The 16,830-nt window shown below is 72.5% G+C and carries 13 protein-coding genes; 2 read left to right on the top strand and 11 right to left on the bottom strand.

Translation table 11 applies throughout. From position 1 onward, the window contains the following. Window positions 1-7 precede the first annotated feature (7 nt). Complete coding sequence (locus tag AVAK2825_RS12395; RefSeq protein WP_284398812.1) at window positions 8-1,855, bottom strand: DEAD/DEAH box helicase; 1,848 nt, start codon at window positions 1,853-1,855, stop codon at window positions 8-10. 400 nt (window positions 1,856-2,255) lie between these two features. Here AVAK2825_RS12395 and ettA point away from each other — a divergent pair, with 400 nt between their 5' ends. Further along, window positions 2,256-3,917 (top strand): energy-dependent translational throttle protein EttA, encoded by a 1,662-nt coding sequence (gene ettA, locus AVAK2825_RS12390; RefSeq protein WP_272568457.1) that lies wholly within the window; start codon window positions 2,256-2,258, stop codon window positions 3,915-3,917. Window positions 3,918-3,968: 51 nt separating this feature from the next. Next, window positions 3,969-6,356: a DUF1631 family protein gene (locus tag AVAK2825_RS12385; RefSeq protein WP_284398807.1), complete on the top strand. Its 2,388-nt coding sequence runs from the start codon at window positions 3,969-3,971 to the stop codon at window positions 6,354-6,356. On the opposite strand, the gene AVAK2825_RS12380 is transcribed toward AVAK2825_RS12385, so the two are convergent. The 10 genes from AVAK2825_RS12380 to AVAK2825_RS12335 all read right to left on the bottom strand — a co-directional run bounded on the left by AVAK2825_RS12380 (window position 6,343) and on the right by AVAK2825_RS12335 (window position 16,782). Further along, window positions 6,343-7,722 carry a TAXI family TRAP transporter solute-binding subunit gene (locus AVAK2825_RS12380; RefSeq protein WP_284398804.1) on the bottom strand — a complete coding sequence of 460 codons (1,380 nt, stop codon included), beginning with the start codon at window positions 7,720-7,722 and terminating at the stop codon, window positions 6,343-6,345. The genes AVAK2825_RS12385 and AVAK2825_RS12380 overlap by 14 nt on opposite strands. Next, window positions 7,719-8,729: a P1 family peptidase gene (locus tag AVAK2825_RS12375; RefSeq protein WP_284398801.1), complete on the bottom strand. Its 1,011-nt coding sequence runs from the start codon at window positions 8,727-8,729 to the stop codon at window positions 7,719-7,721. The genes AVAK2825_RS12380 and AVAK2825_RS12375 overlap by 4 nt, the downstream gene beginning before the upstream one ends. A gap of 34 nt (window positions 8,730-8,763) precedes the next feature. Then, a complete protein-coding gene (locus AVAK2825_RS12370) occupies window positions 8,764-9,210 on the bottom strand; it encodes a copper-binding protein (RefSeq protein WP_284398798.1) in 447 nt (148 codons plus the stop codon). After that, window positions 9,207-9,740 (bottom strand): DUF411 domain-containing protein, encoded by a 534-nt coding sequence (locus AVAK2825_RS12365; protein WP_284398795.1) that lies wholly within the window; start codon window positions 9,738-9,740, stop codon window positions 9,207-9,209. Before AVAK2825_RS12365 ends, AVAK2825_RS12370 begins: the two co-directional genes overlap by 4 nt. A gap of 125 nt (window positions 9,741-9,865) precedes the next feature. Continuing rightward, window positions 9,866-11,272, bottom strand: coding sequence for a multicopper oxidase domain-containing protein (locus AVAK2825_RS12360; protein ID WP_272568465.1), 1,407 nt, complete (start codon window positions 11,270-11,272; stop codon window positions 9,866-9,868). A gap of 1 nt (window position 11,273) precedes the next feature. After that, window positions 11,274-12,731: a TolC family protein gene (locus AVAK2825_RS12355; RefSeq protein WP_284398790.1), complete on the bottom strand. Its 1,458-nt coding sequence runs from the start codon at window positions 12,729-12,731 to the stop codon at window positions 11,274-11,276. Beyond that, window positions 12,728-13,096, bottom strand: a complete 369-nt coding sequence (locus tag AVAK2825_RS12350; protein WP_284398788.1) for a hypothetical protein — start codon at window positions 13,094-13,096, stop codon at window positions 12,728-12,730. Before AVAK2825_RS12350 ends, AVAK2825_RS12355 begins: the two co-directional genes overlap by 4 nt. Before the next feature lie 94 nt (window positions 13,097-13,190). After that, entirely contained in the window at window positions 13,191-13,637 is a 447-nt protein-coding gene (locus AVAK2825_RS12345; protein WP_284398787.1) for a hypothetical protein, read from the bottom strand. 65 nt (window positions 13,638-13,702) lie between these two features. Beyond that, a complete protein-coding gene (locus AVAK2825_RS12340) occupies window positions 13,703-14,338 on the bottom strand; it encodes a YitT family protein (protein ID WP_284398784.1) in 636 nt (211 codons plus the stop codon). Between the two features lie 302 nt (window positions 14,339-14,640). Then, window positions 14,641-16,782 (bottom strand): heavy metal translocating P-type ATPase, encoded by a 2,142-nt coding sequence (locus AVAK2825_RS12335; RefSeq protein ID WP_284398780.1) that lies wholly within the window; start codon window positions 16,780-16,782, stop codon window positions 14,641-14,643. Window positions 16,783-16,830: the final 48 nt, after the last annotated feature.

Genomic DNA, 16,830 nt, shown 5'->3' with positions numbered 1-16,830 from the left:
CGGTGCTTCAGCGGCCGTAGCCGCCACCGCCACCACCCCGGGGGCCGCCACGCGAGCCGCCACCGGAATTACCGCGGTTGCCGCCACCGCCGTAGCCGCCACCACCACCGCCGCCACCGCTGCGGTAGCCACCGCCACCGCGGCGGCCGGAGCCGGCCATGCTGTCCACGCTCGTGCGCATGGGGTCGGGCTGGCCGCCGCCGGCACCGGCATGGCGAGGGGCGCCGAGATGGCCGCCCGTCTGGGTACCCAGGTGCGCGTTCTCCCGGCGCGGCTGGCCGTCGTCGAAGCGGTTGCCACCGCCACCACCACCGCCGCCGTTGCCACCGCCGTAGCCGCCAGCACCGGCATTGCCGCCGCCGGGGCCGCGGCCGCCACGTCCGGCCGCCTGGGCGCCGGGACCGCGGGGATTGCCGCCAGGGCCGCCGGCACGCGGGCCGTTGCCGCCGCGCCCGCGGGGAGCGCCGTTGCCGCCGCCTTCGCCGGCCGCGGCGCGGGGGCCGCCGCCGGAGCGTGCGCCGCCGCCTGCGGGCTTGCCGCCTCGGTCGCCGCCGCCACCGCCCTGCGTGGCCTTGTTGGTGCGGATGCGATCCATCATTTCACTGCGGGCGGCCTTGGCGGCGGCCTGCATGACTTCGCGGCTCGGGGGCTTGCCTGCGCCGCCCCAGATGGTCTGGCGGCCCATGGCGATGGGCTCGGCCTTCTCGCCGGGCTCAGGGCCGAAGCCTTCCAGGATCTGGACCGGGATCTCCTGCTTGGTGAAGCGCTCGATCTCCATCATGAAACCCTCTTCGTCCATGCAGACCAGGCTCACCGCCTGGCCGCTGGCGCCCGCGCGGCCGGTGCGGCCGATGCGGTGCACGTAGTCTTCCGACACGTTGGGGATTTCGTAGTTGACGACGTGCGGCAGCTCATCGATGTCGATGCCGCGGGCCGCGATGTCGGTGGCCACCAGCGCACGGATGTCGCCGCTCTTGAAGCCGGCCAGGGCCTGCGTGCGGGCGCTCTGGCTCTTGTTGCCGTGCAGCGCCATGGCGTTGACGCCGTTCTTGGTCAGGAACTCGGCCACGTTGTTGGCGCCGAACTTGGTGCGGGTGAACACCAGCACCTGGCTCCAGTCGTGCTCCTGGATGATGTGCAGCAACACCTGCTTTTTCTTGCCGCGGCCCACGGGGTGGATCACCTGCGTGATGCGCTGCACCGTGGTGTTGCGCGGCGTGACCTGGATGCTCTGCGGGTTCTTGAGCAGCGTGTTGGCCAGCTCGCGGATCTCGTCGCTGAACGTGGCGGAGAACAGCAGGCTCTGCTTGTCCTTGGGCACCAGGGCGAGGATCTTCTTCACGTCGTGGATGAAGCCCATGTCCAGCATGCGGTCGGCTTCGTCAAGCACCAGGATCTCGACCGTGGACAGGTCCAGGAAGCCCTGCTGCTGCAGGTCCAGCAGGCGGCCGGGGGTGGCGACCAGCACGTCCACGCCGCGCTTGATGCGGTCGATCTGCGGGTTCATGCCCACGCCGCCGAACACGACGGTGGACGAGATGTCGACGTATTTGCCGTAGTCGCGCACGGATTCCTCGACCTGGGCGGCCAGTTCGCGCGTGGGCGTGAGCACCAGGGCGCGCACGCCCTTGCCGCCGAACTTGCTCTTGGGGGCCGTGCCCTGCGAGAGGCGGTGCAGCATGGGCAGGGTGAAGGCGGCGGTCTTGCCGGTGCCGGTCTGTGCGCCGGCGAGCAGATCGTGGCCCTCGAGCACGGCGGGGATGGCCTGTGCCTGGATGGGGGTCGGGGTTTCGTAACCCTGTTCGTGCACGGCCTTCAGAATGGCTGGGGCCAGATTCAGTTCGTCAAAGTTCATTCAAGGAAACGCCCTGTCCGGGCGCTGGGGGCATCGGCCTGTCGCAGGACCCATGTCGGGGCTGCGGCCAGTCAAGGCAGATGGGATTCACGAATGGGAGCCAGAACGCCGCATGGCGGCTTCGTCGTCCCCAGCAGGTTGCTGAGGCCACCGATCACTGGAGCCGGTGGCTGGGCGCTATTGTGGCACGAGATGCCCGCCGGCGGTCGGGGCTTTACGCAGGCGGCGCGGGCGGGCCGCCCCTGGGGCAAACTGTCGCGCGCGGGCACCGCGTTGCGGGGTTGCCGAAAGCGCCGGCGCCAAAGCATCCGATAATCCGCCTGAACGCGCTTTTCCGGCAGGCCTCCCCGGCCGCTCGTGCACCCCGGCAGCGCAGCCCCCATCTAAGGAAAGAAAGCCAATGGCCCAATACGTGTATTCGATGAACCGCGTCAGCAAGACCGTGCCGCCGAAGCGGCAGATCTTGAAAGACATCTCCCTGTCGTTCTTCCCCGGCGCCAAGATCGGCGTGCTCGGCCTGAACGGCTCGGGCAAATCCACGCTGCTCAAGATCATGGCCGGCGTGGACAAGGAAATCGAAGGCGAAGCCATTCCGATGCCGGGCCTGACCATCGGCTACCTGGAGCAGGAACCCAAGCTCAACCCCGAGCACACCGTGCGCGAGAGCGTGGAAGAGTCGATGGGCGCGGTGTTCGCGGCCAAGGCGCGCCTGGAAGAGGTCTACGTGGCCTACGGCGCCGAAGACGCCGACTTCGACGCCCTGGCGGCCGAGCAGGCCCAGCTGGAGGCGATCATCGCCACGGCCGGCACCGACTCCGAGCACCAGCTGGAAATCGCCGCCGACGCCCTGCGCCTGCCCGCCTGGGACGCCAAGATCGGCCTGCTGTCCGGCGGCGAAAAGCGCCGCGTGGCCCTGTGCCGCCTGCTGCTGTCCAAGCCCGACATGCTGCTGCTCGACGAGCCCACCAACCATTTGGACGCCGAGTCGGTCGAGTGGCTGGAAGTGTTCCTCAAGCGCTTTTCCGGCACCGTCGTGGCCATCACCCACGATCGCTACTTCCTCGACAACGCCGCCGAATGGATTCTGGAGCTGGACCGCGGCCGCGGCATTCCATGGAAGGGCAACTACAGCACCTGGCTGGAGCAAAAGGGCGACCGCCTGGCGCAGGAGCAAAAGAGCGAGGAAGCCCACGCCAAGGCCCTGAAGAAGGAGCTGGAATGGTCGCGCCAGAACCCCAAGGCCCGCCAGGCCAAGAGCAAGTCGCGCCTGGCCCGCTTCGAGGAACTGAGCGATTTCGAATACCAGCGCCGCAACGAAACGCAGGAAATCTTCATCCCCGTGGCCGAGCGCCTGGGCCAGCAGGTGTTCGAGTTCCATAACGTCAGCAAGTCCTTCGGCGACCGCGTGCTGATCGACGACCTGAGCTTCAGCGTTCCCCCGGGCGCCATCGTGGGCATCATCGGCCCCAACGGCGCTGGCAAGTCCACGCTGTTCAAGCTGCTGGCCGGCCGCGAGCAGCCGGACAGCGGCCAGGTGGTGGTGGGCTCCACCGTCAAGATGGCGTTCGTGGACCAGCACCGCGACGAACTGGGCAACGACAAGACCGTGTGGGAAGACATCTCCGGCGGCCTGGACATCCTGAACGTCGGCAAATTCCAGATGGCCAGCCGTGCTTACGCGGGCCGCTTCAACTTCAACGGCTCGGACCAGCAAAAGAAGGTCGGCAGCCTCTCGGGCGGCGAACGTGGGCGCCTGCACCTGGCCAAGACGCTGATCGCGGGCGGCAACGTCCTGCTGCTGGACGAGCCCTCCAACGACCTGGACGTGGAAACCCTCCGCGCCCTGGAAGACGCGCTGCTGGAATACGCAGGCACCGTGCTGGTGATCAGCCATGACCGCTGGTTCCTGGACCGGATCGCCACGCACATCCTGGCCGCGGAAGGCGACAGCCAGTGGGTGTTCTTTGACGGAAACTATCAGGAATACGAAGCCGACAAGAAAAAACGCCTGGGCGAAGAGGGCGCAAAGCCCAAGCGCATGCGTTACAAGGCACTCAAGTAAGCAACAACCCGTTAGGATCGTCGCTGCTGCCGCTTTTCCTCGCCCGCCACCATGTCCCTGCCCGCGTCCCGGTCCAGAACGGTCTTTCGTGCCTGCGTCGTCAACGCGGTGCGGCAGGGCGAGGCGTTGATGGGACGGCTGACCAGCGTGACCCAGGGGGCGCTGGCCAGCGATGAATCCACCGAGCGCAACATCCAGCAGCGCACGCTGCTGGCCGATGCGCTGCGGCTGATCAAGCAGCACGAGGACGCCCTGGCCAAGGCCTACCCCATGGCCTTGCTGGAGGTGTTCGCCGAAGGTCCCTCCACCGCGCGCGCCCGTCCGGGCGACGAAACGGGCATGGACTTCGGCGAGCTGTCGCTCATGGACGAGTCCGAGGTGCTGGCCCAGGTCGAGCTGTCGCGGGCCCAGCAGATCGCAGTGCATGCCACCGAGGCCACGCTGGCCGAACTCAACACCCTGGTCAGCTCCGCCCAGGGCCTGCAGCGCGTGCAGCCCGAGCGCAATCCCCTGCGCCCCGAGAACTACATCCGCGCCCTGCAGCAGGTGGTGGGCGACACGGGCGTGTCCGCCGAGGTCCGCCAGGTGTGGATGGCCCACATGCGCAAGGTGCTGGGCGACGAACTCGTCTCCGTCTACAAAACCGCCGCCCAGAGCCTTCGCGACAACGGCATCGCCCCGGTGGGCTACGCGGTGGCGGGGCAGGCGGGCCAATCAGCGGGGCGTGCCACCGGCTATGGCGGCGCGTATCCCAGCAGCCACGGCGGCGGCTACGGCGGCCCCGTGAGCAGCTACGGCGCGCCCCATCCCGGTGCGTACCCCAGCCAGTACGGCATGCCCGGCGGCATGGGCAGCGGTGGCAGCCCGGCCTCGCTGGGCATGCCGCTCGCCGCCGAGGCCGAGGAAGCCCTGCTGACCGTGGGCATGCTGCGCCAGATGCTCGCCAGTTCCGGCGATGCCTTCGCCTACGGCATGGCGCCCGTCGCCGCGTTCGGCGGCGTACCCTCGCAGCCAGCGGCCTGGACCGAGGCCCGCGGCGGCGGCCCGGCCAGCTCGCAAATGGGCGCCGGGGGCTCGGACTACTTTGCGCCCAGCTCCGCGGCGGCCGCCGAGGCGATGGAAGACATCGCCCAGCTGGAGCGCCTCGTGGGCCGGCTGGCCGGCAGCCAGCCCGCGGCGCTGGGGGCCTGGAGCGGCGCTGCGGCCGTCGCGGCCCCGGCGACGGTCGCCGCCCCCGCGCCGCCTTCGCCATCGCGCACGGCCACCGAGGTGGTGAGCCGCATGATGGACAACATCGCGCAGGACCAGCGTCTGCCCCCGCCCATCCAGCGGGCCGTGCAGAACCTGCGGCCCGCCATCAAGCAGCTGGTGCGGCACGACCGGCGGTTCTTCACCGACGAAAAGCACCCCGCGCGCCGCCTGCTGGACGAGCTGACGCAGCGCGCGCTGGACTTCGAATCCGATGCCGACCCCCGTTTCGACCGCTTCATGCGGCTCGTGGACGAGGCGGTGAGCCACCTGGCCACCAGCGAAAGCCAGGACGCCGACACCTTCGCCACGGTGCTGACGGCGCTTGAATCGGCCTGGGCGTCGCAGGAGCGCCAGTTGCGCGAGGCCCAGGAGGCCGAGCGGCAGGCCGCCCTGCGCGTGCAGCAGCGCGAGGCCCTGTCCAAGCGCATCGCGGCCGACATCCGCGCGCTGGCGGGGGCGGACCAGGTGCCCCGGGACATTCTCGATTTCGCCGCCGGCCCCTGGGCCGACGTGGTGGCGCTCGCGCAGATGGACGACCCCGGCAGTGCCGATGGCGACCCCGGCGGCTACCTCGCCCTGGTGCCCGAGCTGTTCTGGATCGCCCAGCCCGAGGTGGCCGCGGCCGAGCCCGAGCGGCTGGGCGGCACCGTCACGCGCATGCTCGGCACCGTGCGCCAGGGCCTGGACAGCGTGGGCCATGCCGAGGCCATGGCAGGCGCCGTGCTCGAGCGCATCGCCGGCCTGCACCAGGCCGCGATGGAGCGTGCCGCCAGCCTGGCCTTGCAGCCGGCCGGTGCGTCCGCCGAGGAGCCGGACGGCATGGAGACCATCGTGCCGCCGGAATCGCTCTATGGCTCGCTGCACGAACCCGGCGTGGCCGACGAGGGCGGCGATGCCGCCGCCAGCGGCGCCGAGGCCACCAACGACTTTCCTTTGGGCAGCTGGGTCGAGCTGATCTCCAACCAGCGCGCTGTGTACACGCAACTGACCTGGTCGAGTCCGCACCACACGCTGTTCCTGTTCACCGCGGCCGACGGCAGCACGCAGTCGATGACGCGCCGCATGCGCGACAAGCTGATGGCCGAAGGGGCGTTGCGGGTGCTGCCCGGCCCGCCGCCCGCGGTGGCGGCCGCCCACGGCCGCGCGCAGCGCGGCAAGGGCGCCGGCAAGCCCGTCAGGCCGCGCTAGCCGGCGCGACGCCCGGCGCCGCGCGCAGCTTCTTGCGCACCAGTTGGATGTGGTTGCGCAGCGCGTACAGCTCGTCGGCATACGACAGCGGCACGCTCACCTTTTCCACCTGCGCTTCCAGCCGGTCCAGGGCCTCGTGCAGCGCCTGGGGCGCGGATTGTCCGGCGTCCATTTCGTCCTCGATCTCGCGCAGGCGGCCATACCAGCGGAACACGCGCGAGCGCACGCGGAACTGGTAGAGCGGCGGCACCACGCGCGACAGCGGCAGCATGGCGGCCAGCAGGATGCCCAGCACCAGCCACATGCGCTCGATCAGGTTGGCCATCCAGAAGGGGAGGTAGCGCTGCAGCAGCGGCGCGGGCTCGTTGATGGCGCGCTCGCCCTCGGCGGCGATGGGCAGCTCGCTGTGGCGGGTGCTCGGAAATTCCCGTGCCCGGTTGAACCAGCCGGCACTGCCGTGCAGGGACTGCGCGTTCTGCGCGAACAGCTGCAGCAGCGCCGGGTGCGTGCCCTCGCGCGCCAGCAGCGACGTGGTGGAGGCCACCAGCCGCACGTCGGCGGGCGGCACGTTGCCGGCCAGGTCCACCACGCCGCGCGGCAGCGTGACGGGCGTGAGGAACGGAAAGCGCCGCCCGTAGGCCTCGTGCTGCGGAAAGTCCATGAGCCGCACGCCCGGCGTCTGCAGCAGCATCTGCACCATGAGCGACTGCGGCGCCGAGGCGAACACCAGCGCGTCGAGCCGGCCCGCGAGGAACTCCACCGTCGCCGGCGTCTGCCCCAGCTCGGACAGCCGCAGCGCGCGGGGCTCCATGCGGTTGGCCTCCAGCAGCTTTTCCATCAGCGTGGGCACGCCGCTGCCGGCGGTGCCCACGTTCACGCGCAGGCCGCGCAGCTGCGCCAGGCTGTCGAGCCGGCCGCTTTTGACCACGCGGCGCGCGGCCTCGGTGCGGTAGAAGATCCACACCGGTTCCACGAACAGGCTGCCCAGCGATTCCAGGGCGTCGGCGTCTTCGGGCCGCAGTTCGCCGGTGCCGCCCTGCACGAAGGCCAGGTCGGCCTCGCCGCTGCGCAGCAGTTGCAGGTTGGCGGACGAGCCTTCCGTCTCGCGCAGGACGACCTCGATGCCGTCGGCCGCCAGCGCCTTCTGGTAGCGCTGGCCGAAGTCCGCATAGGCGCTCTGCGCGGGCCCGGTGGCCAGGGTGACGCGCTTCGGGGGCGCGGGCTGCAGCCACCAGTAGGCCAGCACCAGCAGCCCTACCGCCAGGAAGGCGATCGGACCGGCCGACAGGATCAGGTCGCGCAGGTTCAGCAGCGCCGTGTGCACCCGTCGCGTGACGGTGCGGGAGCGGGCGGCGAGGGCGTTCATCGGCCGAGGTCCGCCGCGCTCGGCAGGTACAGGCCTTCGTGGGTGGTGAGGGACTGCGCGGCCTGCACGGCGCGCAGCGTGGCGCGGGCCACGGCCTCGGCCGCCATGGTGGCCAGCACCAGCATGCCCGCGTGGCGGCCCGTGGCGCCGGTGGCCAGGGTGAACAGCGTGTCGCCGTCCAATTGGGTGTGTACGGGGTTGATGCTGCGCGCCAGCCCGTCGTGGCCCGACACCGCCAGGCGATGGGCCTGGGCCTTGGTCAGCACCGCGTCGGTGGCGATCACGCCGATGGTGGTGTTGGTGCCGGGCAGCACGGGCTCGGGCGGCACGCCGCCCAGCAGCGCGCGCCGCGTGTCCATCAGCCGCTGGCCGTCTTCCGAGCGCGCGCCGGCCACGGGGCGGGCGGTGTGCGGGTCGACTACGTCGCCCACGGCGTTGCAGGCGATGAGCGCGCCCACGGTGATGCCGTCCAGCGACACCGAGGCCGTGCCGATGCCGCCCTTCATCGCGCGCCCGATGCCGAAGAGCTTGCCCACCGCGGCCCCGGTGCCCGCGCCCACGTTGCCTTCGGCCGGATCGTCGCGCGACGCGGCGGCGCAGGCGGCGTAGCCGGCCGCGGCGTCGGGGCGGATGCGCATGTCGCCCACCAGCAGGTCGAACAGCACGGCCGCCGGCACGATGGGCAGGCGGCCCACGGCCACGTCCAGGCCCACGCCGCGCTCCTCCAGCCAGCGCACGGCGCCGGTGGCGGCCTCCAGGCCCCAGGCGCTGCCGCCGGCGAGCACGATGGCATGCACCTTCTCGACCAGGTTGGAGGGCGCGAGCAGGTCGGTCTCGCGCGTGCCCGGCGCGGCGCCTCGCACGTCGACGCCGCCCACGGCGCCCTCGCGCGCGAGGATGGCGGTGCAGCCCGTGGGGCGGCGGGCGTCGGTGTAGTGGCCGACCTCGATGCCCGCCACGCGGGTGATGCTGCCAGCGTCGCTGGCCGAACGGGTTGCTGCGGTCATATGGGCGGCGATTATGGCGCCGCGCCGGAGGCCTTCAGCGGGCCGCCTCGATGCGGGTGATGACGAGCGCGCCGCGCTGGCTCTCGGCATGGAAGCGCACCGGCGTGCCGGGCGCGAGCGGCACGTCCGGCGCCGGGTCCTGCAGGCGGAACACCATGGTCATGGGCGGCATGGCGAGGTTCTTCAGTTCGCCGTGGCGCAGCGTGAGCCGGGCGGCCGACGGATCCCAGCGCACGACCTCGCCCTGGGACAGTTCGGCGTCCACCGCGGTGGCGTTGTTCGGAGCGGACGCCGCATCGGACGGGGCGGCTGCCGCGGCGGTGTGGCCGGCATGTCCATCGTGTCCGCCGTGCCCGGCCTGGCCGTGCGATGACGCCTGCGCGGGGACCGTGCCCGCCAGGGCAAAGACGGCGATGGAGGCGATGGCGGCGATGAAGGGGGGCAGGGCGGCACGGCCCGTGGTGGAGGGGCGGCGGGTCATGCGGGCTCCTTGGATGGCGGGTAGTGGCTGAAAACGCGGGTGCTGGCGCCGCCGTGCGCCACCAGCAGCACGTCGTAGGCGTCCTTGCGCCCGCCATAGATCGCGCCGTCCATGCCCGGCGAGCCCACCGGCATGCCGGGCACGGCCAGGCCCAGGGCCTTGGGCTTTTCGCGCAGCAGGCGCTGCACGTCCGCGGCCGGCACATGGCCCTCGATCAGGTAGCCGCCGACGAGTGCCGTGTGGCACGAGCCCAGCTTTTGCGGCAGGCCCAGGCGGCTGCGCACGGCGGCGTTGCCGGTCTCATGCACCGTGGCGCGAAAGCCGTTGGCCTGCATGTGGTCCACCCAGTCCTGGCAGCAGCCGCAGCTGGGGTCCTTCCAGACTTCGATGGCAATGGGTTGCGGGCCGGCCGCGAAGGCCGGCCAGGGCAGGGCGGCGGCAGCGCTCCATGCGGCGATGCCGTGCAGGGCGCGGCGGCGCGCGGCCAGCGGGGTCCGGGCGGCGCCAGTGGCGGGAGGGGTCAGGGGCATGGCTGGGTCCTTTCGGTGGGTGGGGTTGTCCACCCGGGTTTCAAGTAAAAAACGGCTCCAGTGCATATTCTTCTAGGGCATGTTGCTATTAAATTAATAGCATATGGGGTTGCCTGCATGGCCGGTCAATGGGCGTGGCCGGTGCCGCCCGGGCCCGGTTTGCGCACGGTGGCGGCCCCGGCCTGCGGCGCGGTGGAGGCGGCCGGGGCCGCCGGCGCGGGGGGCAGGTCCGCCGCGGCGCCCTGCCATTCCCAGGCCTGGGTGCCGGGCGGCTGCACGTAGTCGCCCGGGTCGCGCCAGTCGCCGGCGGCCAGGTGCTCGCGCACCTTGAGCACGCTGAACATGCCGCCCATCTCCAGCGGCCCGTAGGGGCCGGTTCCGGTCATCATGGGCAGGGTGTTCTCGGGCAGCGGCATCTCCATGGCGCCCATGTCGGCCATGCCGCGCTCGCCCATCACCATGTAATCGGGCACGATCTTCTGGATCTTCGCCACCAGCCCCCGGTGGTCCACGCCGATCATGGTGGGCACGTCGTGGCCCATGGCGCCCATGGTGTGGTGGCTCTTGTGGCAGTGCACGGCCCAGTCGCCGGGCTCGTCGGCGACGAACTCGATCTGCCGCATCTGGCCGACGGCGATGTCGGTGGTCACCTCGGGCCAGCGGGCGCCGGGGGGTACCGCGCCGCCGTCGGTGCCGGTCACCTCGAATTCGTGGCCGTGGATGTGGATGGGGTGGTTGGTCATGGTGAGGTTGCCCACGCGCACCCGCACCCGCTCGCCGCGCCGCGCCACCAGCGGGCTGATGCCGGGGAACACGCGGCTGTTCCAGGCCCAGATGTTGAAGTCGGTCATCTCGTTCACGCGCGGCGTGCGCGTGCCGGCCTCCACGGCGAAGGCGTTGAGCAGGAAGGCGTAGTCGCGGTCGGCCGTGGCGATGAGCGGGTGGCGCCCGCGCGCATCCAGCCGCGGGTGGGTGATCCACAGGCCCATCAGCCCCATGGCCATCTGCGTCATCTCGTCGGCATGCGGGTGGTACATGAAGGTGCCCGGGCGCCGCGCGGTGAACTCGTACACGAAGGTCTTGCCCGCGGGAATCGCCGGCTGGTTCAGGCCCGAGACGCCGTCCATCCCGTTGGGCAGGCGCTGGCCGTGCCAGTGGACGCTGGTGTGCTCGGGCAGGCGGTTGGTGACGAAGATGCGCACGCGGTCGCCCTCGACCACCTCGATCGTGGGCCCGGGGCTCTGCCCGTTGTAGCCCCACAGGTGGGCCACGAAGCCGGGTGCGAACTCGCGCACCACGGGCTCGGCGACCAGGTGGAATTCCTTCACGCCGGCGTTCATGCGCCAGGGCAGGCTCCAGCCGTTCAGGGTGACCACGGGGCGGAACGGGCGCCCGGTGGGCGGCGCGGGCGGCACGGCGGTGTCGGCCGATCCGTGCTGGGGGATTTCGGGCAGCGCGGCCAGGGCGGCGCGGCCCACGGAGGCGGCGGCCACGGCGGTGGCGGCGCCGGAGAAGAAGTGGCGGCGTTTCATGTCAGTGGCCTTGGGATTCGGGGTTGGCGGCGCGGCCGGCGGCGGCACCGGGCAGGGCGGCGGATGCGACAGCGCTGGACGCACCGCCCGAGGTGCCGGCCAGGGCCCGTTGCAGGTCGGCCTCGGCGAGCCAGAAATCGCGCTGGGCCTGGATCGCATCGGCCACGGCCTGGCTGCTGGCCCGCGCCTCGGTGAGCATCTGCCAGACGCTGGCGAGCATGCCGTTGTAGCGCAGGGTGGTTTCCTCGCTGATGAAGCGGCGCAGCGGCACGACCGCGTCGCGCTGTTGGCGCGCCAGGTCGTAGGCGGTGCGGTAGCCCAGCCAGGCGGTGCGCGCCTCGCTGCGGGCGCGCAGGGCCACGTCCTGCAGCTGCGCCGCGCTCTGCAGCGTGCGGCCCCGGGCCTGGGAGCGTGCGGCGCCGCCCCAGTCGAACAGGGGCACGGCCAGTTCCACCTCCCAGCCGCGTTTGACGTCGGCGTGGCCGGTGTCCTGATCGGTCGTGGTGTTGCGGGTGTAGGCCAGGCCGATCCCGCCGGCCCAGGGTGCCACGCCGGCAAAGCCTTCGGTGTCGGCCACGCGGTCCAGCTCCAGCCGTGCGGCGCGCACGTCCAGCCGTGCGCGCAGGGCCCGGGCCTCGATGCCTTCGCTGGCCTCGGGCTGTGCCGGCAGGTCGGGCAGCCGGTCGGGCAGCGTGTAGTGCGCATCCGGTCCCCACAAGCCCATCAGCCGCGACAGCTGCTCGCGCTCGGTGGCGGCGTCCAGCCGCGCGCGGGCCAGTTGGGCGGCGCTGTCGGCCCACAGCGCCTGTTCGCGGGCCTGCTGCAGCCGGCTCCAGTTGCCGACGCGGGCCATGCGGCGCGCCAGTTCGGCACCGGCGTCGGCCGCCTCGTGCATGCGCTCCTGCGTGGCGGCCACCTGCTCGGCCGCCACGGCGCGCAGCCAGGCGCGCCGCGTGTCGAAGGCCAGGCGCACCACGTCCTGCGCGGCGTCCAGTGTGGCCTGCTCCATCTGCTGGCCCTGCCAGCGCGTGCGCCAGGGCAGGGTGACGAGATCGATCAGGCCCAGGCCCAGCGTGCGCTCGATCTCGCGCTCGTGCCCGCTGCGAAAGCGCCCCAGCGTGAGCGTGGGGTTGGGCAGGGTCAGGGCCTGCACGCGCTGCGCATCGGCCACGCCCAGCGCCGCCAGCTGCGCCTGCAGGCCCGGGTTGCGCAGCAGCGCGATGCGCACGGCGTCGTCGGCGGCGAGCGGCCCGGCCAGCCATTGCGCGATGGCCGCGTCGGCCTGCGCGCGCGCTGCGGGGTCGGCGGAGGGCAGCGCGGGCGCGGGCACGCCGGCGCTGCGGCCATCGGCCAGCGCCTGCACCTGGCCTCGCAGGCCGTCGGGCGACACGCTGGCGCAGCCGGCCAGCAGCAGGGCGGCGGCCAGCGCGCCCCATGCGGCGGTGCGGGGCGCGGTCATGGCGCCCCCCGCGCGGGCGTGGGGTCGGACGGCGGGTGGTGGTGCGCACCGTGGCCTGCTGCCGGCATTGCCGATGCCGCCGAGGGCGCGGCCTGGCGGGCTTCCCACGCCACGATGTCGGCATGGCCGCGCGGCGTGGCCGCCACGGCGGCCTGCGCATCGCGCCAGGCCACCGTGCCGGTTTCGACGGGCGGCGCGGCGGCGGTGAACACGCTGCGGTGGACCAGCGCACCGGCAGGTGCCAGCGGGTCGGCTACCGGCCCGGGGGCCTGGGCCAGGGCCGGCCATGGCGGCAAGAGCGCGGCGGCGGCCAGGGCACCGCGCAGGAGCGAAGAACGAACGGAAAGGGATGAGGGGGCGCGCACGGCGATCTCCTGAGCAAGGGCGAAACCAGCGGCCGCCGACCCGCGCGCCGCCGGTGGCGGGTGCGGATCGCGGACGCACTTCGGGCGTCGGGGCTCAGGAAATGGGTGGCTTGATGGCCTGCGCGGCCAGGGCGCTGGCAAAGCGGCGCTCTGCCAGGGGCAGGGGCGCACGGGGCAGCGCGGTGCGCGCGGGGTCCGCCAGCGCGGGCGTCAACATGGCCGAGTGGCAGATGCCGCAGGCCGAGCAACCGCCGTCATGGGCGTGGTGGCTGGTGTGGGGGGACGCATCGCCGGCGCCGCCGTGGGGGGCCTCCGCGGCTTCGGCCGACGGGGCGCTGGCCTCGCCATGGCAGGGCGGCAGCGCCGCGGCATCGGAGGGCGCCGCGGTGTGCAGGGTGTGCGCCGGGGGCGTGCCGGATCGCGGTTCGGCCGCTGCATGGGCCGCATGCACCGCCGTGCCCACCGCCGGCAGCATGCCGGCCGCCATGGCATTGCCCGCCAGGCCCCGAAGGGCCATGAGCACGATGAGAAAGATGAACATGCCGCGGCGCATAGGCGGGAATGATAGCCCCGCGCTGCGGGAGTTCCGGGCGGAGCCTGCGCCGGCTACATGGCCATGTAGCGGCCCGGGCGGTGGTTCATCGCCACGACCAGGTTGAGCGCCACGGCGCCCGCGATGGACCAGAGCACGCGCATCGGGTCCACCGTGAACAGCGCCAGCAGCACGATGCAGCAGTCCACCGCCATCTGGACCTTGCCCGCGCGCCAGCCGTAGCGGTCCTGCAGGTACAGCGCCAGGATGCCCATGCCGCCCAGGCTGCACCGGTGGCGGAACAGCACCAGAAAGCCCGTGCCCGTGATGAGCCCGCCCGCCACCGCGGCATAGAGCGGCTGCAGCGCGACGAATTCCATCAGACCCGGCTGGGCCTCGGTCAGCGCCGACAGCAGCACCACGGCCACGAAGGTCTTCAGGGTGAAGCTGCGCCCCATCTTGCGCCAGGCCAGCCAGTAGAACGGCAGGTTGAGCAGGAAGAAGAGCTTGCCGAAGCCCATGTCGGTCGCGTAGTGCAAAAGAAAGGCCAGCCCCGCCGTGCCGCCCGTGAGCAGGCCGGCGCTGCCGAAAAAGCCCACACCCACCGAAATGAGCAGCACGCCCGTGAACAGGGCGGCGGTGTCTTCGGTGGCGGTGTGGGGAACCATGGTGGGCGGGGATGTCGGGGTGGGCGGGGCGGGGGTGCTCATGCGGGAAGAGGGGCGGCGTGGCCGGGGAACGGGGCCTCTTGAAGGGCTCGCGGTCTGGCGCCGTTGAAGAAGGTGGGCGGATTCTAGGAGGTGTCGAACCCATGATTACCCCACGCTGCGCCTGCGCCCGCACGCGAATGTGCGAAGCGCGACCTTCAAAGAGCGAAATCCGGGCCTGCCGTGCCGCCAGCGCGCCGTCCGCCCGGGAAGGCCGCGGACCGGCCCCTCCCCGGGGCCGGCGGGCTGCGCCAAGAAAATCCAGCGAAAACGGGCCGGTGCCGGGGTTTTGATTGTGCCGGATGCTATTGTTTTGATAGCGATTCGCTGCGCAGCATGCGCAGGCCGTTCGCCACCACCAGCAGGCTGGCGCCCATGTCCGCGAACACGGCCATCCACATGGTGGCGTGCCCCGCCAGCGCCAGGCCGAAGAACACCGCCTTGATGCCCAGTGCCAGCACGATGTTCTGCATCAGCACGGCATGCGTGCGGCGCGACAGGCGCACGGTCTCGGCCACGCGGCGCAGGTCGTCGTTCATGATGACCACGTCGGCCGTCTCCATCGCCACGTCGGTGCCGGCGCCGCCCATGGCGAAGCCGATGTCGGCCTTGGCCAGGGCCGGCGCGTCGTTGATCCCGTCACCCGCCATGGCGGTCATGCCGTGCTTTTGCTGCAGCGCGGCGATGGCCGACAGCTTTTGCTCGGGCAGCAGGCCCGCCTGCACTTCGTCGATGCCGGCCTCGCGCGCGGCCGCCTGGGCCGCTGCGGCGTGGTCGCCGGTGAGCATCACCGGCACGATGCCCAGCGCGCGCAGGTCCGCCACGGCCTGCGCCGACTGCGGGCGCAGCGTGTCGGCCACGGCGAACAGCGCCCGCACTGCCTGGCCGTCGGCCAGCAGCGTGACGCTGCGGCCCAGGGCCTCGTGCGCGGCGGCGGCGGCCTCCACGGCATCGGTCCACAGGCCCTTTTCCTGGGCCAGCCGGCGGTTGCCCAGCAGCCAGGTGGCACCGGCGATGCGCGCCTGCACGCCGCGCCCGGGCAGGGCGGTGAAGTCCTCCACCTCGGGAAGGTCGGCGGGGGTGCCCAGCCCGGCCGCGATGGCCTTCGAGACGGGGTGGTCCGAGCGCCCGGCCAGCGCCGCCGCCACATCCTGGGCGCCATCGCTGCCGAAGGACTCGCGGCCCACCAGCACCGGGCGCCCGGCGGTCACGGTGCCGGTCTTGTCGAAGGCCACGGCGCGCACGCCGCGGGCCAACTCCAGCCAGTTGCCGCCCTTGATGAGAATGCCGCGCCGGGCCCCGGCGGCCAGGCCGCTCACCACGGTGACGGGCGTGGCCAGCACCAGCGCGCAGGGGCAGGCGATCACCAGCAGCACCAGCGCGCGGTAGATCGCATCCAGCCAGGTCCAGCCGAACAGCAGCGGGGCGCCGATCGCCACGGCGACGGCCATGGCGAATACGGCGGGCGTGTACACGGCGGCGAAGCGGTCCACGAAGCGCTGCGTGGGCGCCCGGGCGCTCTGGGCCTGCTCCACGGCGCGGATGATGCGGTCCAGCGTGGTCTGGCCGGCCGCGGCCGTCACGCGGAACTCCAGTTCCGACTGCGCATTGAGCGTGCCGGCGTACACCGGATCGCCCGGCGCCTTGTCCACGGCCAGGCTCTCGCCCGTCACGCTGGATTCGTCGACCGCGCTGCGGCCGGTGGTGACCACGCCGTCCAGCGGCACGCGGCCCCCGGGGCGGATGCGCACGGTGCTGTCCACGGCCACGTCGGCGGCGGGCACCGTGCGCCACTGGCCGTCCGGGCCGCGCACGTCGGCCTGGTCGGGGCTGAGCGCCAGCAGGGCGCCGATGGCGTCCCGCGCACGGCCGACGGCGCGGTCCTCGATGCGCTCGGCCAGGGCGTACAGCGCCATCACCATGGCGGCCTCGGGCCACTGGCCGATCAGGAACGCGCCCGTCACGGCCACCGCCATCAGCGCGCTGATGCCCAACTGGCCTCGCATCAGCGAGCGCAGGCCGCTGCGGTAGATGCCCAGCCCCGCCAGCAGGATGGCCGCCGCGGCGACGCCCATGCCCGCCACGCGCCACGGCGTGGTGTCCGGCCCCAGCAGGTGCAGCAGTTCGGCGCCGGTGGCCGCCACCAGGGCGGCGGCGAGGCGGCCCCAGCCGGGCAGGGCGCCGTGGTCGTGTCCGTCGTGGTCGCCTTCGGAGGCATGGCCGTGTTCGCCGTGTGCTTCGCCCGCCGGAGCGGCTGCCGCCTTCGTGCCGGCCTGGGGCGCGGGGGCCGAGCACCCGCCACCGCAGCAGGACACATCGATGCGGGGTGCGGTGGCCGGCCGGGCGGCGGCGGAGGAGGCCGGGGCCGGCGTCGGGCCGTGGCCGTGCCCCGCGTGGTCATGGCCGTCGTGGCCGGCAGGGGAAAGGTCGTGGCTGTGTTTCGTCATGGTTTTCCTGGTGTGTCGGGGCGCGCGCGATGCCGCCGTGCCATGATT

The sequence above is a fragment of the Acidovorax sp. SUPP2825 genome, assembly GCF_030158995.1.
Classification (GTDB): domain Bacteria; phylum Pseudomonadota; class Gammaproteobacteria; order Burkholderiales; family Burkholderiaceae_C; genus Paracidovorax.
Note: the sequence above shows the minus strand (reverse complement) of the source record. Positions and strands in the feature narration are given on the sequence as shown.